This window comes from Escherichia sp. E14S1 (assembly GCF_004211995.1).
GTDB lineage: Bacteria > Pseudomonadota > Gammaproteobacteria > Enterobacterales > Enterobacteriaceae > Escherichia.
In genome coordinates, this window is sequence record NZ_RHJQ01000012.1 from 270579 (window position 1) to 293955 (window position 23377).

Consider the following 23377-nt stretch of genomic DNA (forward strand, 5'->3'; position numbering starts at 1 on the left):
TTACTCAGGCAACTGCCTGGCTGACTTTAGGCATAGCAAGGCTTAGTGCCTGACGCTCATCTGCCTGCTCGTGTAGCAATTCACCGGCGATTTCACCTTCCCGCATAACTACGATCCGGTCGGCGACACCAAGGACTTCGGGCAGGTCACTGGAGGCAAACAGTACCGCCACGCCCTGCGCGGCCAGCGCATAAATCACGTTATAAATTTCATGTTTAGCCCCCACATCGATGCCGCGCGTAGGTTCATCAAGCAAAATGACTTTCATCTCTTCGGATAACCAACGCCCCAAAATGGCTTTTTGCTGATTACCGCCGGAAAGATTCATGATCAATTGCTCTGCACCTGGCGTTTTGATGTTGAGAGAACGAATGTGGTGATCGGCATTATTGGCTTCCCAGCCGTTGTTGATCACGCAACCGCCGTGCACATGTTTGCGACGAGCGCTGATGTTGATATTGTCGCGCACCGAATGCACTGGAATAATGCCCTCCGCTTTGCGATCTTCCGGGCAGAGCATCATGCCAGCGGCAATGGCGTGGCCCGGTTTACGGATATCGATCGGCTGTTGGTCGATATAAACCTGCCCAGCGGTAATTTGCGTACCGCCAAACATGCCTTTCATTAATTCGCTGCGCCCTGCCCCCACCAGACCAAACAGGCCGACGATTTCGCCACTGCGAACAGCCAGGCTTATTGGCGTACGCACGCCTGGTGCCTTTACCGCATCCAGACGCAAGCGCTCCTCGCCGTAGTTGCGCGGTTGCCAGCCGTAGATATCGCCGATGTCGCGACCAACCATTGCCTGTACCAGCGAGTCATGATCTACCTGCTGCATGTCGGTAAAGGTTTTGACGTAACGACCATCTTTAAAAACAGTGATGGCATCGCTGAGCGCAAAAATTTCTTCCATACGGTGAGAAACGTATAAGATCACCCGCCCCTCTTTTCGCAGTTCACGAATGACGCGAAACAGATTGTCTATTTCACGCGCGGATAAGGAGCTGGTTGGTTCATCAAAAGCGATAATTTTGGCGTTACGTGCCAAAGCTTTGGCAATTTCAACCATCTGCCATTGCCCAATGGAGAGATATTTCAGCGGCGTATCCGGGTCAATATCCATACCCAGATGTTTTAGCTGTATCCCAGCTTCATAATTCAGCAGTGAACGATTCACGATGCCGCCTTTATGAGGAAGCTGGCCGAGATAGATGTTTTCCGCGACGGTCATTTCCGGCACGAGATGCAGTTCCTGGTAAATAATCGCGACACCCGCAATCAGTGCTGCGGTGGTATCGGAAAAGGACATTTCCTGCCCATTAATCACTACAGAACCCGTGGTTGGCGCATAGTTTCCACTAAGGATTTTTAAGAGTGTTGATTTTCCGGCGCCATTTTCACCCATCAACGCATGAACCTGACCGGCATAACAGTCAAAACTGATATCCGTAAGCGCCTTAACGCCTGGAAAGGTTTTACCAATGCCGCGAAATGAGAGATACGGGGTAGACTGTTGCATAACGTCTCCGTGAATCACTGGTCGTTTTACACCCCCTCTGCATAACGCAGAGGGGAATTTTTCCGGCAGATTACTTACCGCCTAAACCTTTTTTCTCCAGTTCTTCTTTAAAGTTGTCACGCGTGATCAGCACCACGTCGGTAACTTCAGTGAATTTTGGCGGTTCAACGTCTTTTGCTACCCAGTTGTAAAGCATTTCGCTGGATTTATAGCCATGAACGTCCGGGCTTGGCAGCAGTGAACCATAGAAACCCGTAGCCTGTGCCTTTGACAGTTCACTCACCGCATCCACACCGTTAATACCGATACCGATAATATCTGCGGCTTTAAAGCCCTGACCTTCCGTCGCGCGAACGCCACCCAGCACGGTGCTGTCGTTCATACCGACGATCAACCAGTGTTTAACTTCAGGATGCTGAACCAGCATAGAGTTGGCGGCATCAAACGCCCCTGGAATGTCGTTAGATTTGGTAGGAACTTGATAAATTTGTTTTTCCGGGAATCCGGCGGCTTTCAGCGCATCCATAGAACCGGTGGTACGACGACGGGCGGTATCCAGTTCGTTGGCAGTAATCGCCATTACGGCGCTTTCTTTCACATCCCAGCCACGTTTCTGCATCTCTTTATACAGTTCCTGGCCCTGACGTTCGCCAATTTTCGTCGCCGCCATCATCACCAATGGAACGGTATCAACCGGCTTACCTTTGGCATTAACAAACTGATCATCCACGGCAATAACTTTCATATCGTAGCCACGCGCTTTCGCCACGATGGCTGCACCCAGTTTCGGGTCCGGAGTACAGATAACAAAACCTTTCGCGCCACTGGCTGCCAGGCTATCAATAGCGTTCAGTGTTTTTTCGCCATCAGGTACGGCTATCTTAATAACTTCAAAGCCTAAATCTTTCCCGGCTTTATCGGCAAACTTCCATTCAGTCTGAAACCACGGTTCTTCTGGTTGCTTCACCAGAAAACCGAGTTTCAGATTTTCCGCCATAGCGGATTGTGACATAACGGCAGCCAGACCGATGGCTGCAAGAGCTTTAGTAAATTTGTGCATGGTTATCTCCAGCTTTAGCATCATTTTGTGTAGGGCAAAACCTAAGAACTTTCGTTAATTCAATCGGAAAACAAAGCATTACCTTTGGCGAAAAGATAAGTGACTGTGTTGGCATAGTTTTAGCGAGAAATTAATTCTCCATAGGAGAGCAATATCACACCGCAGAATTACAGTGAGAACGTGCATGAATTTAGCAATAAAAGACATACGGAAGACGTCAATTGTATGACAAATGAGAAATGACTTAGCAGATTAGTCCATAAGATTAGCCTGGAAATCCTTGTGGCATCATTTGATAGCTCTGGCGTGTCTTCTTTTTAATCTAATTTGCTCGGGCAAGAAGCTGCTCATTACAGCTGAATGGTGAATGATGTAAGAAGAATAAAAATTCCAGACAAAATTCCTTTCACTGTTAATTATCACCACCTTCATTAATGAAGGATAAATCCATAATGCGAGCATCATCGCAAAACTGAAAAAATACCTAAAAATATAAGAATAGCATCATGAAATTGATAAATTCATTTAATATCAATAACATCCAGAAATTCACAACATTGAGAGTTATTGCAAATCAATAACTCTAATCAATGAAATGTAAAAAAATATAAACTTGGTGATTTAAGGATTTTCTTATAATGCTTCAGACGTTATGCTTATTTCAGATCATCGTCAGAATTGACTCCAGGATCACATTTCGGACCCGCAGAAAGGAATTATTCTGCAAACAGTAATTACGGTGTTTTGATTTATCTTGCACCTCTCGTCTTCTGGATATAAGGATATTAGGTATGGCAACCACTGGAATGCTTCTCAAACTCAACACTCAAATGAACCGCGAGTTTTATGCATCCAATCTCTACCTCCACCTGAGCAACTGGTGTTCTGAACAAAGTCTGAATGGCACCGCGACTTTTCTTCGCTCCCAGGCACAAAGTAACGTGACTCAAATGATGCGCATGTTTAACTTCATGAAAAGCGTCGGAGCGACGCCCATCGTTAAAGCCATTGATGTACCTGGCGAAAAACTGAACTCTCTGGAAGAACTCTTCCAAAAAACGTTGGAAGAATATGAGCAGCGTTCAAGCACGCTGGCGCAATTAGCAAATGAAGCTAAAGAATTGAATGATGATTCTACTGTCGATTTTCTGCGCGATCTGGAAAAAGAACAGCAGCACGATGGTCTCTTACTGCAAACCATTCTTGATGAAGTGCGCAGTGCGAAACTGGCCGGTATGTGCCCTGTCCAGACCGACCAGCATGTTCTGAATGTCGTGTCGCATCAGATACATTAATAAAATCGGCGCATGAAAAGATGCGCCGAATACACAAAAAGTGGTGAAAACCGCTGCCTCACATCGCTGAGGCGGCGGTTTTTTAATGGGATTCGTTTTGTGGGGTAAACTTTAGCTCAATCAACGCGATGGCTTTTTGAATAGCACGCATAGTGACTGGGTCAGCAGCAGCCGGATGGTGGGTAAAATCAATATTCTTCAGCTGGCTGGACATTTTTTCACGAACCTCAACAGGCGCGATCACATCGAGCACGTCGAGAATTTGTTTGATCACCAACTGGCAAGCAACAACATCAGAAACCAGTTCCTGATCGGCATTCAGCGGCTGGGACATCCTAAACTCCTGATAGCATTTTGAAAGCCGTTATAGTAGCGGCTTCCCTTCCTCAACGATAGTCACATCAGCCCGCATCAGGGTGTAAAAAAACCTGCCGGAGCAGGTTTTTTTATTATCTGAACATATTGCCTGGCGGTACGTCTTTGAACGTCTTGCAATAATTATTGAACATGCTTTTCAGGATCTTACGCAGTTTCATCGCGCCACTCCGATTATTTGTTATGCAGGTGTTATTGTTCTTGCTGCTTATAATATGACATCCATCACAAAAATCAATCTTTATGTGATGCAAATCACATAAATACCCCTTTAATGTTACATAAATGATAACCACAAGATGTGTGCGTTCTGAAGAAAGCAAGGAATAGCGCTAATCCGTCGTCTTTTCTGTCCATAACCTGGCTGTGTCCACAAGTACAATACCTGTTTCTTCTCCCTCTTCAGGCTGTGACATGAAACATCTGATAATTGTTTTTTCACTTTTAACAGTAGCGGGCTGTACCGTAACTCGTCAGGCTCACCTGAGCGATGTTGATGCCACGAGTGGCATTGTACGCCTCGTTTATAATCAGGCTTTTTTACAACACGCCCGCACTGACAACTATCTCGATCAGGGAATCGCGAACCGCGCATGTCAGCAGGTTGGATTTACCCGCGCCTTTGCGTTTGGGCAACCTGTAAGTAACTGTAGTTTGTTTGCAGGATCATTATGTCTGAATACGCAATTTACACTGTCGTATCAGTGCCGATACTTAACCCCCTCGGCTTATCAATAAAGATTTTAATCAGCGAGGGAGGCTTCGCTGGTTAATTACCATCTCAAATAGCGTTAATGCGTTTTATTCACATTCGCATTTTTAATAATTGAATTTAATATTTTACCTTTTGCAAATAATAAAATAACAAATTATAGTGGCGCCACAGCAACAAATATAACCTTTGTGGAGCACTATCATGCTGAAACCAGAAATGATTGAAAAACTTAATGAGCAGATGAACCTGGAACTCTACTCTTCACTGCTTTATCAGCAAATGAGCGCATGGTGCAGCTATCACACCTTCGAAGGTGCTGCCGCGTTTCTGCGTCGCCACGCCCAGGAAGAGATGACGCATATGCAGCGTCTGTTTGATTACCTGACCGATACCGGAAATTTACCGCGAATTAATACCGTTGAATCACCGTTTGCTGAATATTCTTCACTTGATGAATTATTCCAGGAAACTTATAAACACGAACAATTAATTACGCAAAAAATTAACGAACTCGCTCACGCTGCCATGACTAATCAGGACTACCCAACGTTCAATTTCCTGCAATGGTATGTGTCTGAGCAACACGAAGAAGAGAAGTTGTTCAAATCTATTATTGATAAATTGAGCCTGGCGGGGAAAAGCGGCGAAGGACTTTATTTCATCGATAAAGAACTCTCTACCCTCGACGCACAAAACTAATCTTCTCTGGCGGCAGATTTTCTGCCGCCGTTTCAGATCAGTGACGACAAATCTTACTTTTATCGGTTGAGAACCCCTCTTCGCAGGGAATAAATTTGCCTTTTTCCGCCAGAAAAGCCACCAACTCTCCCGCTGTCATCCCTTCAGCCGAGCAAGTATGAAAACGTGTCTGATCACCAAAACGCGCTTTGATCGCCGCTTCCAGGCTGGCGTGCGTATATTGCTCACCTGATTCAATCATCATATTTAACACTTCATGACCGTGAATCGATTCCATCGTTCCTCCTCAAAAAAAGCATAGCGTAACGATCCCCGCGCCTTATGGCTTTGCGCCAGCTCAGTTCTGAATGCATTTATCGTACATTTTTATTTACACCAAATGTAACGTCGATTTGACGAAATATGGATAATGCCTTAACCTGCGCCGCAGATATCACTCATAAAGATCGTCAGGACAGAAGAAAGCGTGAAAAACAGAACTCTGGGAAGTGTTTTTATCGTGGCGGGAACCACAATTGGCGCAGGTATGCTGGCAATGCCGCTGGCAGCGGCTGGCGTCGGTTTTACCGTCACTCTGACATTGTTAATCGGCTTGTGGGCCTTGATGTGTTACACCGCGCTGTTACTGCTGGAAGTGTATCAGCATGTCCCTGCAGATACCGGCTTAGGCACACTGGCAAAACGCTATCTGGGCCGCTACGGTCAGTGGCTGACCGGCTTCAGTATGATGTTTTTAATGTATGCCCTGACCGCAGCATATATCAGCGGTGCCGGTGAATTACTTGCCTCCAGCATCAGCGACTGGACAGGCATTTCAATGACCACAACCGCTGGCGTGCTGTTGTTTACTTTTGTTGCCGGTGGTGTGGTTTGTGTTGGGACGTCGCTGGTCGATTTGTTTAACCGTTTTTTGTTCAGCGCCAAGATTATTTTCCTGGTGCTAATGCTGGTATTGCTGCTACCACATATTCATAAAATCAATCTGCTAACGCTGCCACTGCAACAGGGTCTGGCATTGTCTGCAATTCCGGTGATTTTTACCTCGTTTGGTTTTCACGGTAGCGTACCGAGCATCGTCAGCTATATGGATGGCAACATTCGTAAATTGCGCTGGGTGTTTATTACCGGTAGCGCGATCCCTCTGGTGGCATATATTTTCTGGCAACTGGCGACACTGGGCAGCATTGATTCAACAACCTTTATGGGACTGCTGGCGAATCATGCTGGATTAAATGGGCTGTTACAGGCATTACGCGAAGTGGTGGCCTCGCCGCATGTCGAGTTGGCGGTGCATTTATTCGCTGATTTAGCCCTCGCCACATCTTTCCTGGGCGTAGCGTTAGGCTTATTTGATTATCTGGCGGATTTGTTTCAGCGTTCCAATACCGTTGGTGGAAGACTGCAAACCGGTGTAATTACCTTTCTGCCGCCATTGGCGTTTGCGCTGTTTTATCCACGTGGTTTTGTAATGGCGCTCGGGTATGCTGGCGTAGCGCTGGCAGTATTAGCGTTGATAATTCCTTCACTGCTGACCTGGCAGAGCAGGAAGCATAATCCACAAGCAAGCTATCGGGTGAAAGGTGGACGTCCCGCACTGGTGTTGGTGTTTATCTGTGGCATTGGCGTGATTGGCGTGCAATTTTTGATTGCGGCAGGATTGTTGCCAGAAGTGGGATAAATGCTTTGCCGTGTATATGGACATAGTCCAGATTTTTGTCCGCATCCTTAAAACATGGGTGCCAGAGTTAATTCTGACACCCAATATAGCCTCTTAATGCAGGCAGCACTGCTTATATTTCTTGCCACTACCACATGGGCAAGGGTCGTTACGACCAGGTTTTTCTTCAGCTTTAATCGGTTGCTGAACAGCTTTTTCCTGAGGATGCGTCATCCAGTAAGCATGCAAATCAAGCGCCGCCAGTCGAATGGCATCCACGCTTTCTTCAAACGCTTCTGGCGACATCTTCTCTACGCGCTCGAAGTTTTCCTCAGTACCGTGCAACGCAATCGCTTCAAGCGCCGGTTTTAATGAGTCAGGCAATGCTGACCAGTCAGAAAGCGCAACGCCACGCATATAGCCAAAGCACCACTCTTCGACAATCGTCAGCTCGCTACCGTCAACTTCTCGTAGACCAAATAACGGTTCAAACTGTTCAGGAAACTCGTTGAGGCGCTCTGCAGTATCGGCCATATGTTGAAACGCCAGGTTCATAAAGCGCGTCATCTCTTTCTCTGACGCCCAGCGCGGCACATAATCCGCCCCACCCCACACAGCAACCAGCCACTGTTCTGGTTCAATTTCTTGCGGAGAACTCAACACCGCCGTCAACAAACCGTCCAGCTCTGCCACATCAAGGATGGCGTGGTCTGTGTTGTATTTGGTCAAGATATCATCCAGCCATTCCAACTCACTTTCGTTTAACGGTCCAGTTTTCATACGCTTTTCCTTGTGGATCTCGACTCGCCAGCGCCTATCTTACATGTCGGTCTGGCATAGAGATACTTTTCGAGTGGATTACCCGGAGATTAAAAATCAGAGAGGGTGTAACGACAAGTTGCACATACAAAAAAACCACCCGAAGGTGGTTTCACGACACTGCTTATTGCTTTGATTATTCTTATCTTTCCCATGGTACCCGGAGCGGGACTTGAACCCGCACAGCGCGAACGCCGAGGGATTTTAAATCCCTTGTGTCTACCGATTCCACCATCCGGGCTCGGGAAAAATTGGAGGCGCGTTCCGGAGTCGAACCGGACTAGACGGATTTGCAATCCGCTACATAACCGCTTTGTTAACGCGCCAAATTCTTCAGGCTTTTCAGCCAGACACCCGCTTAATGCCGATGTCGTTTAAACTGGAGCGGGAAACGAGACTCGAACTCGCGACCCCGACCTTGGCAAGGTCGTGCTCTACCAACTGAGCTATTCCCGCAATCATCAAGCAATCAGCTAATTACTTGATTTTATTATCGTCTGGCAATCAGTGCCGCCGTTCGATGCGTTGCATTCTACTTACCTGACGCGTTGAGTCAACGATATTTTTCATCACTTTTGATCGTTTGCTGAAATTTGCGTCGAAACGATCACTGATCAAGCAAATCTGCGCGAGCAGCGCTCAAATATTGCAACATTGACCAGAGTGTCAGCACCGCAGCCACAAAGAAAAGGGCAATACCGGCGTACTCAACCCAAATATTCGGGCGCCACAGCAACCAGGCCAGCGCGACCATCTGGGCAGTCGTTTTGACTTTACCAATCCAGGATACGGCCACACTGCTACGTTTACCGAGTTCAGCCATCCATTCACGCAGAGCAGAAATGATAATTTCACGGGCAATCATCGTTGCCGCCGGTAATGTCACCCACCAGCTATGATAATGCTCGGTTACCAGCACCATGGCGATGGCGACAAGCACTTTGTCTGCTACTGGATCAAGGAAGGCACCAAAACGGGTACTCTGGTTCCAGCGACGCGCCAGAAAACCATCGAACCAGTCAGTCACCGCCGCGACGCAGAAAATGAGCGCGGCAGCAAACGGCGACCAGGTAACAGGTAGATAAAAAACCAATACAAAGAATGGGATAAGGATGACACGGAACAGTGTGAGCAACGTAGGGATATTAAATTGCATAATGACGGGTAACTATCTGTTGTCAGTAAGATTACCCCTATGTTGCTACAGAGACATCAATGTTTCAACGACCAGAAGATCTTTTCTGCCAGACCTTGCGAAATACCCGGCACTTTTGCAATTTCTTCGACGCTGGCGTTACGTAAACCTTGCAAACCGCCCATATATTTCAACAACATTTGTCGACGTTTTGGCCCGACGCCTTCAATGGTTTCCAGGGTGCTGGTATTTTTGACCTTCGCCCGTTTTTTGCGATGTCCGCCAATCGCATGATCGTGTGATTCATCGCGAATATGCTGGATGACGTGCAACGCAGGCGAATCTGGCGGTAAGCTAAAGCCCTCTCCTTCAGGCTCGAAGAACAATGTTTCCAGCCCAGCCTTACGGTCGGCCCCTTTGGCAACGCCAAGTAACAACGGATGGTTTTTATCCCAGGGGACGTCCAACTCGGCGAAGACATTTTTCGCCTGCGCAAGTTGTCCTTTGCCACCATCAATCAGGATCACGTCCGGAATCTTACTGTCATCGATGGCTTTACCATAACGCCGACGCAACACCTGATTCATCGCCGCATAATCATCGCCCGGCGTAATGCCATTGATGTTATAGCGCCGATACTCCGCACGCAGTGGACCATTAGCATCAAACACCACGCACGAGGCAACGGTTTGTTCGCCCATCGTATGGCTGATATCGAAACATTCCATCCGTTTCACTTCCGGCAATTTCAACACGCTGGCAAGCGCTGTCAGTCGCTGATGAACGGTTGATTGCTGCGAAAGTTTGGTGGTTAACGCTGTTGCTGCATTCGTCCGCGCAAGTTTCAGGTAACGCGCCCTGTCGCCACGCGGTTTGGTCTGAATGTTTATCTTGCGCCCCGCCAGTTCTGATAATGAATCGGCGAGCAGCGTTTTATCGCTAAGATTAAAATCGAGCAGGATCTCACCCGGGAGAGTGCGCATCTGGCTGCCCTGTAAATAGAACTGACCAACAAAGGTTTCCACGACTTCGCCCAGTTCCGTACCGCCCGGCACCTTCGGGAAATAGCTACGACTACCGAGCACTTTGCCCTGACGAATAAACAAAACATGGACACATGCCATGCCAGCATCGAACGCCACGCCAATAACATCAAGGTCGTCGCCCGTATTAGAGACAAATTGTTTTTCGGTGACGCGTCGCACCGCCTGAATTTGGTCGCGAATACGTGCCGCTTCTTCAAACTCCAGATTCTGGCTGGCTGTTTCCATGCGGCTAATCAGTTGCTTAAGCACCTGATCGTCTTTACCCGATAAAAACAGGCGCACATATTCAACCTGCTGGGCATACTCTTCTTCGCTAACCAACCCGGCCACGCACGGCCCAAGACAGCGCCCTATCTGGTATTGCAGACATGGACGCGAGCGATTGCGATAAACGCTATTTTCGCACTGGCGAATGGGGAAAATCTTTTGCAACAACGCCAGAGTTTCACGCACCGCATAACCATTCGGGAACGGGCCGAAATACTCTCCCTTGGCGTGCTTCGCACCGCGATGCATCGCCAGACGTGGATGTGTATCGCCACTGAGGAAGATAAAGGGGTAAGATTTATCATCGCGTAACAATACGTTGTAACGCGGCTGATAGAGTTTGATGTAGTTGTGTTCCAGCAATAATGCTTCGGTTTCAGTATGAGTCACCGTGACATCGATTTGCTGGATCTGGGCGACCAACGCTTCCGTTTTGCGCGAAGCGAGATTGCTACGGAAATAGCTGGAAAGCCGTTTTTTCAGGTCTTTCGCTTTACCGACATAAATAACCGTACCACCAGCATCATACATGCGATAAACGCCCGGCTGGCTGGTGACGGTTTTTAAAAACGCTTTTGCGTCAAACTGAACACTCACTGACTTGTTAACGTCTCCGCATTACACAAACCATGGCGAATAGCCAGGTGAGTCAGCTCAACATCGCCATGAATGTTTAATTTACTGAACATACGGTAGCGATAGCTGTTCACCGTTTTCGGGCTGAGATTAAGCTGTTCTGAAATCTCATTGACCTTCTGGCCTTTGGTAATCATCAGCATAATCTGCAATTCGCGTTCAGACAAACTGGCAAATGGGCTTTCTGTTTTTTCTGGTTCGATCTGGCTTAACGCCATTTGTTGCGCAATGTCAGAAGCAATGTAACGCTGCCCAGAATAGACAGAACGAATCGCGCTCACCACCTCCTGCGGGGCCGCACCTTTGCTTAGATAGCCCGCAGCGCCAGCCTGCATGACTTTTGCTGGTAAAGGGTTTTCGGTGTGAACCGTAAGCATGATGATTTTGACATCTGCGGTTGAACGGGCGATTTTACGCGTCGCCTCAAGGCCGCCAATGCCAGGCATACTCATGTCCATTAGCACCACGTCGACGGAATTTGCCCGGCACCACTTAACGGCATCTTCACCACAGGAAGCCTCACCAACGACTTTAATACCCTTTATATCTTCCAGAATGCGTCGTATCCCTGCGCGCACCAGTTCGTGGTCATCAACAAGTAGAACGTTGATCAAAGGAATATCTCCAGAAATAGGGATAACGCTACTGATAGTTAGTCATCCGTATATTAGCGGGTTTTATTGCAACTTTGAAACGTTAAAAATGGTGGGTATTCGATTTTTCTCTCATTTTTGATAATTCGATTGTCCACAGTTATGATCACGTCCGTCACCAAAAAGCTTCCGGGGCGTTGTAACCTGTCTGTTAGACTGAAATGTGACAAAAATTGACTTCATTCAGCACAAATGAAAAATCATCAGCATGAATATGTAACATTAATTAACTCAATAAATACGCACAAAAAACATTCATGATATAAATATTTATTAACCACTATATTAACTAATTTAATATCAATGATGATTCAGCGACCAAAAAACAACCACTGCTATTTTTAGTAAAGCTTATGGTATACTCCGCCGCCTTAACATTTTTTACTGCAAATTTTCATTGCAACATGACGAGGAAAATAAATGAGTACGCCTGATTTTTCTACTGCCGAGAATAATCAAGAACTGGCAAATGAAGTCTCCTGCCTGAAAGCGATGCTGACGCTGATGCTGCAGGCGATGGGACAAGCTGACGCGGGCCGCGTGATGTTAAAGATGGAAAAACAGCTTGCGCTGATCGAAGACGAAACCCAGGCTGCGGTATTTTCCAAAACGGTTAAGCAAATTAAACAGGCCTACCGCCAGTAATATAAAACCGGCTGAAAGCACACCTTTCAGCCGGTTTTACACCTGGCACGCAGAATGTAATAGAGGTCATATTAAGCCAGTTGCGGCAGCGTAGCAGGCAACTTGGGTCTTATTCGGCGCGTTGATTTTTTTCTGCATGTTTTTCTGATGAAAATTAACCGTGTTCTCGGAGATTGACAAGATCATCGCAATCTCTGCCGATGTCTTACCTTCCGCGGTCCATTTCAAAATCTCCTTTTCCCGCTTACTGAAATTCATCTCCGGCGTCATCACTATTTGATCATTTAAACGCATCAGCGCCATCAGACTTTCGCGCACCAGTAACTGCATTTTTAATTGCAGCTCATCACTAAGAACGGGTATTTCGCGCGTACTGCTACGAGAAAATGACAAAAATCCCAACGCCCGGTTCGGTAGCATTAAATACTGAGTGACTCCCCTGCGTAAACCATGCGCACGCGCAGCCTCCCATAATGGCTGGGCTTCACTGAATAAGTCATCATTCCACAATAAATGGCCCTGACTGAAGTTTTCAGGGTTGAGCACGGGATCAATAGCGAGAAAGTTTTTTGCCTGATAATAACTAACCCACGACTCAGGGTAATTGGTGTAGAAAGCCACTTTGGGTCGCGTGAATGGCACCGGGTGGCGAACACATAACGAATAGTAATCGTACTCGAGCTGCTGAGCCTGAAGCTCTATTTCATGGTAGACCTCTTCTGCGGCCTCCATCCTCTGAAAGCGCGACAGCATTGTGCGACGCCAGCTAAAAAAATCCGTATCCTGCATAGTAAACCGCAATGCCCCTGAGAGTGAGTATCATTTATACTGAAAACTCAAGCTATCACATAAATAAGATTTATATATAATTTATATTATTCAGATAATGAATTACTTTTGCAAGACATCGCATTCTCTTATGTTATTAATGAGTTATGCTGATTTATTGACCGTTTATTGAGTCTTCAGAAGAGTGGTTCGCCCCGGTAACTAACTCACCGGGGCTGATTTTTTCTTATTATTGCAGTAGAAACTTCTCGAGAAACTGGCGGGTACGGGGCTGCTGTGGAGTAGCAAATAACGCTTTCGCCGAGCCCTGCTCTACTATCCGCCCCTGGTCCATAAAGATCGCGCGGTCAGCAACATCTCGGGCAAAGCTCATTTCGTGTGTCACAATCACCATTGTGCGCTTTTCCTGTGCCAGCTGGCGGATAGTATTCAGGACTTCGCCCACCAGCTCTGGGTCCAGGGCCGACGTTGGCTCATCAAACAAAATCACCTCGGGACGCATCGCCAGCGCCCGGGCAATCGCCACACGCTGCTGTTGACCGCCAGATAAACGACGTGGATAGCTGGTTTCTTTGCCTGCAAGGCCAACTTTCGCCAACAACTCACGTGCGCGCACCGTGGCTTCCTCTTTAGGTTCACCTTTGACAATCACCGGCCCTTCAATAATGTTTTCCAGCACCGTACGATGCGGAAACAAATTAAAGTTCTGGAAAACAAAACCAACGTGCTGGCGCAACTGACGAATCAGGGATTTTTGCTGGCTTAACGAACGCGCTGTATCAATGGTGATATCCCCGACGGTAATCGTCCCCGCTTCTGGTTGTTCCAGCAAATTTATGCTGCGTAGCAACGTGGTTTTCCCGGATCCGCTTGGACCTATAATAGCCACCACTTCGCCGGTTTTAACCTCCAGATCTATGCCATGCAGCACCGTCTGACCGAGGAATTTTTTCACCAGGTTTTTAACGTCAATGGCACTCATTTTGGATCCCTCTCCTGGCGATTAAGTTGACTCTCAAAATGGTTCTGCAACGTCGATAACACCGTCGCCATAATCCAGTAGATGAGCGAAGCCGCCAAATACATGGTGAAAACTTCCAGTGTGCGCGAAGTAATCAACTGCGCCTGACGGAACAGCTCTGGCACCTGAATCGTCGCAGCCAGAGAAGTATCTTTTACCAGGCTGATAAAACTGTTCGACAGCGGCGGCAGTGCTACCCGCGCGGCCTGTGGCAAAATAGCACGACGCATAGTTTGCCACGGCGTCATGCCGATACTGGCAGCTGCTTCCCACTGACCTTTATCTATAGACGAAATCGCTGCCCGCAGCGTTTCGGCTGCATAGGCGGCGGTGTTCAGTGACAGGCCAATCATCGCTGACGGAATCGGGTCTAATTCAATGCCAAACTGCGGCAAGCCGTAGTAGATCATAAACAGCTGTGCGATGAGTGGCGTACCACGGAAAATGGAGATATAAAAACGCGCCAGCCAGCGCACTGGCCAGACGGGCGACAGGCGCATCAGCGCGAGAATAAATCCCAGCAGTAAGCCAAAAAACATGCCGCCAATGCTGAGTTGCAGCGTATACCCTGCCCCTTTCAACAGGAACGGCAGCGAATCAATAACCAGTTGTATGCTTTCTTGCATGAGCGTTTCCGGAGCTAAACGTGGGGGTGATAGGCGAACAGTGCAGGTGCGCCGCCGGTATGAATAAACAGAATCGGCCCTTCATCTTTGAAGCGTTTCTGACTTATACCATCAATCAGCCCCGCCATCGCTTTTCCGGTATACACGGGATCAAGCAGAATGCCTTCCAGACGCGCCAGCAGTTTCACCGCCTCCATGCCTTCGTCATTCGGCACACCGTAGCCAGGCGCAAAATAGTCATCCCAGAGTAAAATTTCCGCTGAGGCAGTCAGCTCCAGTTCTTTCGCGATCGCCTGTTGTAGGCTAACCACTTTCGGCAACTGGTCAGCAACAGAACGTGAAACAGTCACGCCAATCAGTTCTGTTTCAGGCATCAGTTGTTCCAGCCCTACTGCAAGCCCGGCGTGAGTTCCGGCACTGCCTGATGCCACCACCACCGACGATATGTTAACCGCCCCTTCACACTGCTGGGCGATTTCCAGCGCACTCTCCACATAGCCCAACGCCCCTAAAGCATTGGAGCCGCCAACCGGAATGACGTATGGGCGAAAGCCTTGCGCTTCGACGCGAGTCGCTAACTCTTCCAGTTGGGCATCAGGATCGGTCAGCGCATCGCACATTTCAATCTGAGTATTGAACAGATCCAGCAACAAGCGGTTGCCGTTAGTTAAATAGTTTTCTGCGGTAGTACCAATGGGATTTTCCAGCAGCGCCACGCAATGCAGACCAAGTTTTGCGGCCACTGCGGCAGTCTGGCGCACATGGTTAGACTGAATCGCTCCGGCGGTAATCAGTGTGTCAGCACCTTCGCGCAAGGCGTCTGCTGCGAGAAATTCCAGTTTGCGTAACTTATTTCCGCCCATTGCCAACGGGGTGACGTCATCCCGTTTGATGAAAATGTCCCGACCGAGATAATCAGAAAAACGTGGCAGATATTCGAGCGGTGTCGGTGCGCCGATAAACTCCAGTCGTGGAAAACGAGTTAAATTATGCAATGGCATAAAAGCCTCCGATGTGTGTTGTTGTAATCTTGTTATTATGCACGCTGGAAACGTATAAATAAAAAATGCACCGATTAAAGCGCCCTTTTTTGTCATTATGCCCCGTCCAGAATAGCGTTGACACGTTCCCGACTGTGAGTTCAACCGAGGGATGCAACACACTGGTTGAACCGATCTGTGAGTGATTCGTACTCTGGAGTTTTCTCGGTCTTTCGTTGAGCATATGGCAACTGTAGTACTCATGGATTCCGGGCGATAGCAGGTAGTGTGTTAATAGAATCAGATTTGTGGTCCCGTGATGCTGTTGAATGTCCGATGGGTCATCAGGAACGTAACGGTGTAAAGGCTGCTTATGTAAAATCTGATGTCCCCTGGTTATGGGGATAACTTCTCCTGGCATCTTAGGTTGATCAAGCCTGGTTATCCATACCCGTTCATTAATATGGTAATCATTATCTCTGTATTAATTATTATTTATATCCATGTCTGTTTTTAGGATAAAAATATTATATTCCATGACGGTATTTTCAGGCACTTTTCTTATAAAAAAGCAGAGAAACACTCACTATCTAAAATTACACCAATCAATAAACAAACTAACATCCAGAAAACATTACAATTTCAAATTACTCGCCAAAAAAAAATCAACCTGATTGCTTGAGATGGATTTTCTCTGTTTATTTGCAATAATGCTCGCATCGATCATTTGTATGATGATTGGATGATGCATATTACTTCCCAATGACATTACACAGTCAAAACATTTAACCCACCATTCTTAAACAAAAAAATGGAGCTTTTGTGAAAATCAAAATTAATAAAAAAGAAATGTTTAATATATATATAAACAACAGAAAAACATTCGGCATAACGCAAGAGGGAATGAAGACAACATTACTATTCAGCCTTATATCTGCCACTCTGGCCATTCAGCCTGCTTTGGGAGCTAAAAAGGAAGTTACTCTTTCTGAAGGAAACCCTGCTGAAATATCTGAAAATATCATTGGTGCTGATGCCTCGCATCACAGACCAGATAATAATGATGATGGGGAAGCCGGTGAAGATGCTCTCATTGTTAATGTTGTACCTGGTTCGTTACAGGATGAAAATATCCTGACAATTAACAGCGGTGCTCGCATTAGTGGCGGTGAAGGCGGATGGGCTGGTGATGATGATGTTACTAAGATGGGCTCTGCAGGAGGCCAGGGCGGCACAGCTATTACTGGAAATAATTTTACTCTTGTTAATTATGGTGATATTTCCGGTGGTAAGGGGGGGTGGGGAGGTTATGGTAATGGCGGGGGCGATGGAGGTGAAGCGGGTACCGCTATTTCCGGAGATGATCTTACCATTACGAACAACGGTAGCATTACGGGTGGCAATGGCGGAATGCCTGGAGCCAGTGGTTATGGCGATAAGAGCAGTGGTTTAACTGGGACTCCTGCTGTTGGTGGGACTGCCATATCTGGCAATAATCTTCAAATAAGCAATAACGGAAACATCACTGCCGGGCAAGGTAGTAGTGGTGCCTGGTGGGCGGTATGGGGGTCTTCTGCCGGCACAGGAGGGAATGGAGGCACGGCAATATCCGGAAATAATATGGAGATAACAAATAATAATCACATTACAGGTGGCCAGGGGGGGGATGGTGCTCGCGGTGGTGAAGGTAGTGTCGAATTTACTACCGATCAGAATATTAATGGAAGTAGCGGTGGTAGTGGTGGTATTGGAGGGTCTGCTATATATGGTAATAATATTAAGATAAATAATACGGGAGATATAACTGGCGGACAGGGGGGCACTGGTGGTGAAGGTGGTAGAGGTGGTACAGATGAATATGATTACACTGACTCAGCGCCCCTTGGTTCTGGTGGTACTGGTGGTATTGGTGGCACCGGGGGGATTGCCATATCTGGAAATAATATGGAAATAAATAATTATGGAAATATTATTGGTGGAAATGGCGGCACTGGTGGTGATGGTGGCGATGGATGGCGTTCCCTTGAAAATAATAAAACTGGTGCCGGAGGTAATGGTGGCAACGGAGGTAATGGTGGTACTGCTATCTCCGGGAGTAATATCACGATAAATAATCATGGCAGGATATTGCCTGGGAGTGGCGGACAGGAAGGTGAAAGTAACGTTATCTTCTCCGGAGGAGTATCTGGTAACAGAGGGCAAGATTGTGATACCGCAATATCTCTGAATGGTGGAACTAACTCGTTGAATCTCTTCGCTGGTTCTGTCATTCAAGGTGATATTGTTTTGAATAATGTCGAAAATAATGCTGATGGTAATTCTCTGTCCATTACAAATAAAGACTCCGCCAGCTCTGAGATCAAAGGCAATCTGAGTGCGGGTACAGGTACACATATTTCCGTTTCGGGAGCTGATGTCACCTTTAGCGGAAGTTCGGTATTTGACAGAGATTCATCGCTGAATATGAGTACAGGTTCCAGTCATTTAACTGCCAACAATATCCAGTTCAATAACGGTGCAGTGCTTAATGTTGATACTGCCATGACAATATGGAAGCAAAATGAGTACGGCTTGTTGACGACCTCCGACGGCATAACAGGGCTCTCTGAAAATAATATTTATCAGCATAATAATCTACTGAGTGATGGTGCTGAAGACTATGTTTTAACATCACTTAGTGGTAACGGGCAGACAGTAAAAGAGGTTAGTTCTTCCCTGAAGTGGAATGACCCTTCAGGAAATGGATATGGCACGTTTGACCTGAGATATGGCGCGGTGTTAGAGCTGAAGGTACGGCTTGCAGATAACAATGCTGTTCAGTTATCTCATGGCTGGGATGGAAAAACGCTGACCAAAGCCGGCGAAGGAACACTGATTCTGTCCTCCCAAAACACTTACACAGGTGTAACAGACATCCGCGGCGGCAATGTCCGCATGAACAGCAACAGTGCACTGGGGCAGACCAGCGAGATTCGCCTGGCAGACGACACCATGCTGGACATGAACGGTCACAGCCAGACCGCAGGTAAACTGAACAGCGCAGCAGGTTCCATACTGAACATTAATGGCGGTAATCTGACCCTCACAGGTGGAGGCCTGTCTGCAGGTACCCTCATCGGCTCTGGCTCCCTGAACATCAGCGGTGGCGTGTTCGATATTACTGGTACCAGCCGCGCCCTGAATGCCACCACCACTATCGCAGAAAAGGCAATGGTGAAAGTGCTTAATACTGACGGACTGGGAACAGGCTTGGTTAACACTGCCGGCACACTGATTCTGGGCAAGGCTGATGCACCTGTCATGCTTGCCAACAGCCAGGTCACCATCGCTCAGCAGGGGACACTCTCCGGCTCTGGTGGTGTCGCCGGGAACGTAACCAACAGCGGTACTCTTGACCTGAGAGCCGATGCTCCGGGTAATGTACTGACGATCGGAGGTAACTATACCGGTAATAATGGCTTACTGCTCATGAACACCGCTCTGGGGAATGACAGCTCCGCAACAGACAAACTGGTTATTAAAGGCAATGCTTCCAGTCAGACCCGAGTGGTTGTTATAAATGCAGGTGGTACCGGAGCACAGACACTGAACGGTATTGAGTTGATTCATGTCGACGGAAATGCTGACAGTGCTGCATTTATTCAGGCCGGGCGTATTGCCGCCGGGGCTTATGACTACACGCTGGGACGTGGTCAGGGAAGCAACCGTGATAACTGGTATCTGACCAGTGGTAAAAACACTCCGTTCCTGCTGCGCGCTCTGAAAGCAATGCAACCCCCTGCCCCTGAACCTGCTCCGGGTGGTCATGACAACGACCTGCGCCCGGAAGCTGGCTCCTACACGGCGAACATTGCTGCCGCAAACACTCTGTTCGTGACCCGTCTTCATGAACGCCTGGGGCCAATGCATTACACCGATGTGATTACCGGTGAGCAGAAAGAAACCAGCATGTGGATGCGCCATGAAGGGGGACACAACCGCTGGCGTGACGGTACAGGTCAACTGAAAACACAGGGTAACCGTTACGTCCTGCAGATGGGCGGTGACCTGGCCCAGTGGCGCCGGAACAGATCTGACCGCTGGCATCTGGGGGTTATGGCTGGTTACGGTAATGACCATAACAATACAGATTCTGTACGTACCGGATACAGTTCAAAAGGCAGTGTGAAAGGATACAACACAGGTCTGTATGCCACCTGGTATGCTAATGATGAGACACATAGCGGGGCTTATCTGGATAGCTGGGCACAGTACAGTTGGTTCGATAACGATGTGAAAGGTGACGGACTACCGGGGGAATCCTGGAAATCAAAAGGTCTGACAGCCTCACTGGAAACCGGTTATGTCTGGAAAACCGATGAGTTTACCGGTAGCCATGGCAGTCTGAACGAATGGTATGTCCAGCCTCAGGCTCAGGTTATCTGGATGGGCGTAAAAGCTGATGAGCACCATGAACGCAATGGTACCCGTGTTGAAAGCACTGGTGACGGTAACGTCCATACCCTTCTGGGCGTGAAAACCTGGATTAAGGAACACAACAGAATGAATGACGGCAAATCCCATGAGTTCCGTCCGTTCGTTGAAGTGAACTGGCTGCACAACACCCGTGATTTTGGCGCCCGCATGAACGGTGTGACGGTACATCAGGACGGCGCCAGCAATATCGGAGAAGTAAAAACCGGTGTTGAGGGACAGATTAATGACCATCTGAACCTGTGGGGCAATGTGGGTGTACAGATCGGTGACGAGGGATACAGTGACGCCTCTGCCATGCTGGGGGCGAAGTATACATTCTGAACCGGGTAGTGGAGTAGCCAGCGCTTTATCAGTCAGTGCATGAGAGAGACGGGATAACCTGCTCAATGACCGTTGGTTATGACTGCGACCAGAATGCGCTGGCTGAACGAATAAACGAGATCCTGAAAAACTCGCGTCCTGCAGGTCCGGATAATAGTAAAAAATCCGTGGCAATTTATAACCATGAGCGGCCACACCTGGCACTGAAAGACAAAACGCCCGATGACGTTCATCAGGCGTTTTACAGACAGAAATCTGTCAACTTATAGCAGGACCAGTCAATACGTTGATTATTTGCTCACATCAGCACCAAACCATTTTTCGGAAAGGGCTTGCAAGGTTCCATCTTTTTGCATTTCTGCAATGGCATCGTTAACTGCTTTCAGCAAGTCTTCGTTACCTTTACGCAGCGCGACACCTGACTCCTGGCGGGAGAAGGCTTCGCCAGTTACTGCCAGCGTATCATTGGTTTTCTTCACCAAATCCAGCGCCGCCAGACGGTCAACCAGGATGGCATCAATACGGCCTACGCGCAGATCCTGGTACTTGGTCGGGTCGTCATCATAGGTGCGCACATCAACACCCTGAACATTCTGACGCAGCCACTCTTCATAGTTGGTGCCTAAACCAACACCAACTTTTTTACCTTTCAGGTCGTCTGCGGTTTTTATTGTGCCTTCATTACCTTTTTTCACCAGCGCCTGAATACCGGAAATGGTGTAAGGGGTAGAAAAATCGTATTTTTTCTTGCGTTCATCAGAAATGGTGACCTGGTTAATCACCACATCGATGCGTTTAGAATCCAGTGACGCCAGCATCCCGTCCCATTTGGTCGGTTTTAATGCGGCATCAACGCCCAGATGTTTTGCCAGTTGTTGGGCAAATTCCACTTCAAAACCAGTCAACTTGCCGTCATCGCCCTGAAAGCTAAACGGCGGGTAAGTCCCTTCCAGTCCCACCAGCAACGTGCCACGCTCTTTTACTTTATTGAGCAGGCCTTCGTTGGCAAAACTTTTCACGCTCATACCCGCAACCAGCGCCACGGCCATAACGCCCATCAACGCCTGATGTCCCAGATGTGCTAGTTTCATATTCACCCCGAATGTTGTTTTGTTGGTTTGCAGTGTAGAGCTATTGTTTGTAAACACAAAAACAAGTCTGCTACATCTTATTCTTATTTAATATATATCAGAAGCTGACATGCAGGGGGAATTCTGCGCAAGATCACCGCGGGTTTGCGTCTGGTAACACTGATACTTACGTAATGCGATGCGGTAATTATTGGTGCTTGTGGTGGGTAGCCAAGGCGCCAGGTTTTCATCAAGAAAACCATCCTGCAGCAGGTCGGTGGAAATATCTTGCTCGCTTAAATAATTACCCAAACGACGCAGACGTACCACATATTCGCGCACAGTACCGGGGCTCATTTCAGTATGGTCAAAGAGAAACTGCTTGAAGCCGATAATATCAAAAAAATCACTCTGCGTTTTGCAGTGTAAATCGCCGCAAAAACGACACAACGCGGACCATGATTTTTGTTCTTCCTGCCAACCATTTTCATCAAGCAGTGTATCGAGACGGGAAATCTCGATTTTATTCACTATTTTACCGTCGCGAACCAGCGTAATGCGATCAAGTAGTTTACGGCAAAATGCGCAATGGGTTTGACTGTGTTTAAAGTCTTTAAGATAGCGACTCAATGGCCGCCTTTTCTGGTGCTGCATCATTATTAAGAACTCCTGGTATTCAAAATTAATGTGCGGCATTTACTTAAGCTATAACTTACCCAGTTTGGTGCGTAACCGTTTAATGGCCTGACTGTGTAACTGACTGACCCGCGATTCACCAACTTCCAGCACCGCGCCAATCTCTTTGAGATTAAGCTCTTCCTGGTAATAGAGCGTTAATACTAACTGTTCACGCTCCGGCAACATTTCGATGGCTTCCATTACCCGTTGACGCAAATTACTTTCCAGTAATTTTTGTAACGGGTTTTCGCGCTGATGATCGTCACTTACCAGTTCAATACTATCGCCATGCTCTTCACGCCACTCATCGTAGGAAAAGAGTTGGCTGTTATTAGTATCAAGCAACATTTGTCGATAATCGGCGATTTCGATCCCTAAACGTTCTGCCACTTCAGTTTCTGTGGCGTTACGGCCAAGTTCCTGCTCCAGTTGCCCCATTGCCTGCGCCACTTCACGCGCATTGCGTCGCACGCTTCGTGGCACCCAGTCACGGCTGCGAAGTTCATCCAGCATAGCGCCACGGATTCGCTGCACTGCGTAAGTTGTAAATGCCGTTCCTTGCAGGGCGTCATAACGTTCAACGGCATTAAGTAATCCAATGCCGCCCGCCTGTAGGAGATCATCAAGTTCTACACTCGCGGGCAGTCGGACCTGCAGGCGCAATGCTTCGTGACGCACCAGCGGGATATAACGCTGCCACAGCGAGTATTTATCCATTACACCTTCAGCGGTATAGAGTGATTTCACGATAAACAACCCTGCGTTATATAAGTAATCGGCATAATTATCCGTTTCTGCAGGTTTTTTAATCGGACGATTAATGGGTGAAATAAGCGGTTATTTAGAGTGATCGGTAAATAATGAGCAAAATAACCCCGCCGGACGCGGGGTTAAG

Annotated in this window: 23 protein-coding genes, 3 tRNA genes and 2 pseudogenes; 9 read left to right on the forward strand and 19 right to left on the reverse strand. The window is 47.7% G+C overall.

Features of this window, described 5'->3' with window-relative positions:
• Nucleotides 1-4: 4 nt before the first annotated feature.
• Nucleotides 5-1519 (reverse strand): arabinose ABC transporter ATP-binding protein AraG, encoded by a 1515-nt coding sequence (gene araG / locus D9734_RS15045; protein WP_130208539.1) that lies wholly within the window; start codon nucleotides 1517-1519, stop codon nucleotides 5-7.
• Nucleotides 1520-1589: 70 nt separating this feature from the next.
• Nucleotides 1590-2579, reverse strand: a complete 990-nt coding sequence (gene araF / locus D9734_RS15050) for an arabinose ABC transporter substrate-binding protein AraF (RefSeq protein WP_130208541.1) — start codon at nucleotides 2577-2579, stop codon at nucleotides 1590-1592.
• Between the two features lie 791 nt (nucleotides 2580-3370).
• On the opposite strand from araF, the gene D9734_RS15055 reads away from it, so the two are divergent.
• The gene (locus D9734_RS15055; protein WP_130208543.1) at nucleotides 3371-3874 is read left to right on the forward strand and encodes a non-heme ferritin-like protein; all 504 of its coding nucleotides are present in this window, start codon (nucleotides 3371-3373) and stop codon (nucleotides 3872-3874) included.
• 82 nt (nucleotides 3875-3956) lie between these two features.
• On the opposite strand, the gene yecJ is transcribed toward D9734_RS15055, so the two are convergent.
• Nucleotides 3957-4208 carry a DUF2766 family protein YecJ gene (yecJ, locus tag D9734_RS15060; protein ID WP_064529310.1) on the reverse strand — a complete coding sequence of 84 codons (252 nt, stop codon included), beginning with the start codon at nucleotides 4206-4208 and terminating at the stop codon, nucleotides 3957-3959.
• Nucleotides 4209-4323: 115 nt separating this feature from the next.
• The gene (gene azuC / locus D9734_RS15065; RefSeq protein ID WP_010723106.1) at nucleotides 4324-4410 is read right to left on the reverse strand and encodes a stress response protein AzuC; all 87 of its coding nucleotides are present in this window, start codon (nucleotides 4408-4410) and stop codon (nucleotides 4324-4326) included.
• 253 nt (nucleotides 4411-4663) lie between these two features.
• Between azuC and yecR the strand changes: the two genes are divergently transcribed.
• Both yecR and ftnA read left to right on the forward strand, forming a co-directional pair.
• Nucleotides 4664-4987 (forward strand): YecR family lipoprotein, encoded by a 324-nt coding sequence (gene yecR, locus D9734_RS15070; RefSeq protein ID WP_130208545.1) that lies wholly within the window; start codon nucleotides 4664-4666, stop codon nucleotides 4985-4987.
• Between the two features lie 178 nt (nucleotides 4988-5165).
• Entirely contained in the window at nucleotides 5166-5663 is a 498-nt protein-coding gene (gene ftnA / locus D9734_RS15075; protein WP_000917207.1) for a non-heme ferritin, read from the forward strand.
• A 37-nt stretch (nucleotides 5664-5700) separates the two neighbouring features.
• Here the strand turns inward: ftnA and D9734_RS15080 are convergent, their stop codons facing one another.
• Entirely contained in the window at nucleotides 5701-5940 is a 240-nt protein-coding gene (locus D9734_RS15080) for a YecH family metal-binding protein (RefSeq protein WP_130208547.1), read from the reverse strand.
• 189 nt (nucleotides 5941-6129) lie between these two features.
• On the opposite strand from D9734_RS15080, the gene tyrP reads away from it, so the two are divergent.
• On the forward strand, nucleotides 6130-7341 hold the full coding sequence (gene tyrP / locus D9734_RS15085; protein ID WP_130208549.1) for a tyrosine transporter TyrP: 1212 nt from the start codon (nucleotides 6130-6132) through the stop codon (nucleotides 7339-7341).
• Between the two features lie 93 nt (nucleotides 7342-7434).
• On the opposite strand, the gene yecA is transcribed toward tyrP, so the two are convergent.
• The 7 genes from yecA to uvrY form a co-directional block, all read right to left on the reverse strand.
• Nucleotides 7435-8100: a UPF0149 family protein YecA gene (gene yecA / locus D9734_RS15090; protein WP_130208551.1), complete on the reverse strand. Its 666-nt coding sequence runs from the start codon at nucleotides 8098-8100 to the stop codon at nucleotides 7435-7437.
• A 193-nt stretch (nucleotides 8101-8293) separates the two neighbouring features.
• Nucleotides 8294-8380: transfer RNA gene (locus tag D9734_RS15095), tRNA-Leu, on the reverse strand.
• Between the two features lie 11 nt (nucleotides 8381-8391).
• A tRNA-Cys gene (locus D9734_RS15100) sits at nucleotides 8392-8465 on the reverse strand.
• Nucleotides 8466-8519: 54 nt separating this feature from the next.
• Nucleotides 8520-8595, reverse strand: a tRNA-Gly gene (locus D9734_RS15105).
• Nucleotides 8596-8746: 151 nt separating this feature from the next.
• Nucleotides 8747-9295 (reverse strand): CDP-diacylglycerol--glycerol-3-phosphate 3-phosphatidyltransferase, encoded by a 549-nt coding sequence (gene pgsA / locus D9734_RS15110; protein WP_001160187.1) that lies wholly within the window; start codon nucleotides 9293-9295, stop codon nucleotides 8747-8749.
• 56 nt (nucleotides 9296-9351) lie between these two features.
• Complete coding sequence (gene uvrC, locus D9734_RS15115) at nucleotides 9352-11184, reverse strand: excinuclease ABC subunit UvrC (RefSeq protein ID WP_130208553.1); 1833 nt, start codon at nucleotides 11182-11184, stop codon at nucleotides 9352-9354.
• On the reverse strand, nucleotides 11181-11837 hold the full coding sequence (gene uvrY / locus D9734_RS15120; protein ID WP_064529316.1) for a UvrY/SirA/GacA family response regulator transcription factor: 657 nt from the start codon (nucleotides 11835-11837) through the stop codon (nucleotides 11181-11183). The genes uvrC and uvrY overlap by 4 nt, the downstream gene beginning before the upstream one ends.
• Nucleotides 11838-12175: 338 nt before the next feature.
• On the opposite strand from uvrY, the gene D9734_RS23545 reads away from it, so the two are divergent.
• Nucleotides 12176-12310, forward strand: coding sequence for a hypothetical protein (locus D9734_RS23545; protein WP_240780545.1), 135 nt, complete (start codon nucleotides 12176-12178; stop codon nucleotides 12308-12310).
• Nucleotides 12297-12521, forward strand: coding sequence for a DUF2594 family protein YecF (yecF, locus tag D9734_RS15125; protein WP_000106474.1), 225 nt, complete (start codon nucleotides 12297-12299; stop codon nucleotides 12519-12521). The genes D9734_RS23545 and yecF overlap by 14 nt, the downstream gene beginning before the upstream one ends.
• Before the next feature lie 66 nt (nucleotides 12522-12587).
• Here yecF and sdiA read toward each other — a convergent pair whose 3' ends face one another.
• The 4 genes from sdiA to dcyD all read right to left on the reverse strand — a co-directional run bounded on the left by sdiA (nucleotide 12588) and on the right by dcyD (nucleotide 15958).
• On the reverse strand, nucleotides 12588-13310 hold the full coding sequence (gene sdiA / locus D9734_RS15130; protein ID WP_130208555.1) for a transcriptional regulator SdiA: 723 nt from the start codon (nucleotides 13308-13310) through the stop codon (nucleotides 12588-12590).
• Between the two features lie 229 nt (nucleotides 13311-13539).
• Nucleotides 13540-14292 carry an L-cystine ABC transporter ATP-binding protein TcyN gene (gene tcyN / locus D9734_RS15135; protein ID WP_130208557.1) on the reverse strand — a complete coding sequence of 251 codons (753 nt, stop codon included), beginning with the start codon at nucleotides 14290-14292 and terminating at the stop codon, nucleotides 13540-13542.
• Entirely contained in the window at nucleotides 14289-14957 is a 669-nt protein-coding gene (gene tcyL, locus D9734_RS15140; protein WP_130208559.1) for a cystine ABC transporter permease, read from the reverse strand. Before tcyL ends, tcyN begins: the two co-directional genes overlap by 4 nt.
• A 14-nt stretch (nucleotides 14958-14971) precedes the next feature.
• Entirely contained in the window at nucleotides 14972-15958 is a 987-nt protein-coding gene (dcyD, locus tag D9734_RS15145; RefSeq protein ID WP_130208561.1) for a D-cysteine desulfhydrase, read from the reverse strand.
• A gap of 240 nt (nucleotides 15959-16198) precedes the next feature.
• On the opposite strand from dcyD, the pseudogene D9734_RS23550 reads away from it, so the two are divergent.
• The 3 genes and pseudogenes from D9734_RS23550 to D9734_RS15160 all read left to right on the forward strand — a co-directional run.
• Nucleotides 16199-16315: pseudogene (locus tag D9734_RS23550) on the forward strand (integrase); the annotation flags it as partial.
• A gap of 444 nt (nucleotides 16316-16759) precedes the next feature.
• Nucleotides 16760-20734 (forward strand): autotransporter outer membrane beta-barrel domain-containing protein, encoded by a 3975-nt coding sequence (locus D9734_RS15155; RefSeq protein WP_130208563.1) that lies wholly within the window; start codon nucleotides 16760-16762, stop codon nucleotides 20732-20734.
• Between the two features lie 23 nt (nucleotides 20735-20757).
• Nucleotides 20758-21003: pseudogene (locus tag D9734_RS15160) on the forward strand (integrase core domain-containing protein); the annotation flags it as partial.
• A 21-nt stretch (nucleotides 21004-21024) separates the two neighbouring features.
• Here the strand turns inward: D9734_RS15160 and tcyJ are convergent.
• The 3 genes from tcyJ to fliA form a co-directional block, all read right to left on the reverse strand.
• Entirely contained in the window at nucleotides 21025-21825 is an 801-nt protein-coding gene (gene tcyJ, locus D9734_RS15165) for a cystine ABC transporter substrate-binding protein (RefSeq protein WP_130208565.1), read from the reverse strand.
• Nucleotides 21826-21912: 87 nt separating this feature from the next.
• A complete protein-coding gene (gene fliZ, locus D9734_RS15170; protein ID WP_130208735.1) occupies nucleotides 21913-22464 on the reverse strand; it encodes a flagella biosynthesis regulatory protein FliZ in 552 nt (183 codons plus the stop codon).
• 45 nt (nucleotides 22465-22509) lie between these two features.
• Nucleotides 22510-23229: an RNA polymerase sigma factor FliA gene (fliA, locus tag D9734_RS15175; RefSeq protein WP_064529323.1), complete on the reverse strand. Its 720-nt coding sequence runs from the start codon at nucleotides 23227-23229 to the stop codon at nucleotides 22510-22512.
• Nucleotides 23230-23377 lie beyond the last annotated feature (148 nt).

Excerpts from the sequence above, each read along its gene's own strand:
- araG (WP_130208539.1), bottom strand. The coding sequence starts at position 1,519 with ATGCAACAGTCTACCCCGTATCTCTCATTTCGCGGCATTGGTAAAACC.
- araF (WP_130208541.1), bottom strand. The coding sequence starts at position 2,579 with ATGCACAAATTTACTAAAGCTCTTGCAGCCATCGGTCTGGCTGCCGTT.
- D9734_RS15055 (WP_130208543.1), top strand. The coding sequence starts at position 3,371 with ATGGCAACCACTGGAATGCTTCTCAAACTCAACACTCAAATGAACCGC.
- yecJ (WP_064529310.1), bottom strand. The coding sequence starts at position 4,208 with ATGTCCCAGCCGCTGAATGCCGATCAGGAACTGGTTTCTGATGTTGTT.
- azuC (WP_010723106.1), bottom strand. The coding sequence starts at position 4,410 with ATGAAACTGCGTAAGATCCTGAAAAGCATGTTCAATAATTATTGCAAG.
- yecR (WP_130208545.1), top strand. The coding sequence starts at position 4,664 with ATGAAACATCTGATAATTGTTTTTTCACTTTTAACAGTAGCGGGCTGT.
- ftnA (WP_000917207.1), top strand. The coding sequence starts at position 5,166 with ATGCTGAAACCAGAAATGATTGAAAAACTTAATGAGCAGATGAACCTG.
- D9734_RS15080 (WP_130208547.1), bottom strand. The coding sequence starts at position 5,940 with ATGGAATCGATTCACGGTCATGAAGTGTTAAATATGATGATTGAATCA.
- yecA (WP_130208551.1), bottom strand. The coding sequence starts at position 8,100 with ATGAAAACTGGACCGTTAAACGAAAGTGAGTTGGAATGGCTGGATGAT.
- pgsA (WP_001160187.1), bottom strand. The coding sequence starts at position 9,295 with ATGCAATTTAATATCCCTACGTTGCTCACACTGTTCCGTGTCATCCTT.
- yecF (WP_000106474.1), top strand. The coding sequence starts at position 12,297 with ATGAGTACGCCTGATTTTTCTACTGCCGAGAATAATCAAGAACTGGCA.
- sdiA (WP_130208555.1), bottom strand. The coding sequence starts at position 13,310 with ATGCAGGATACGGATTTTTTTAGCTGGCGTCGCACAATGCTGTCGCGC.
- tcyN (WP_130208557.1), bottom strand. The coding sequence starts at position 14,292 with ATGAGTGCCATTGACGTTAAAAACCTGGTGAAAAAATTCCTCGGTCAG.
- tcyL (WP_130208559.1), bottom strand. The coding sequence starts at position 14,957 with ATGCAAGAAAGCATACAACTGGTTATTGATTCGCTGCCGTTCCTGTTG.
- dcyD (WP_130208561.1), bottom strand. The coding sequence starts at position 15,958 with ATGCCATTGCATAATTTAACTCGTTTTCCACGACTGGAGTTTATCGGC.
- tcyJ (WP_130208565.1), bottom strand. The coding sequence starts at position 21,825 with ATGAAACTAGCACATCTGGGACATCAGGCGTTGATGGGCGTTATGGCC.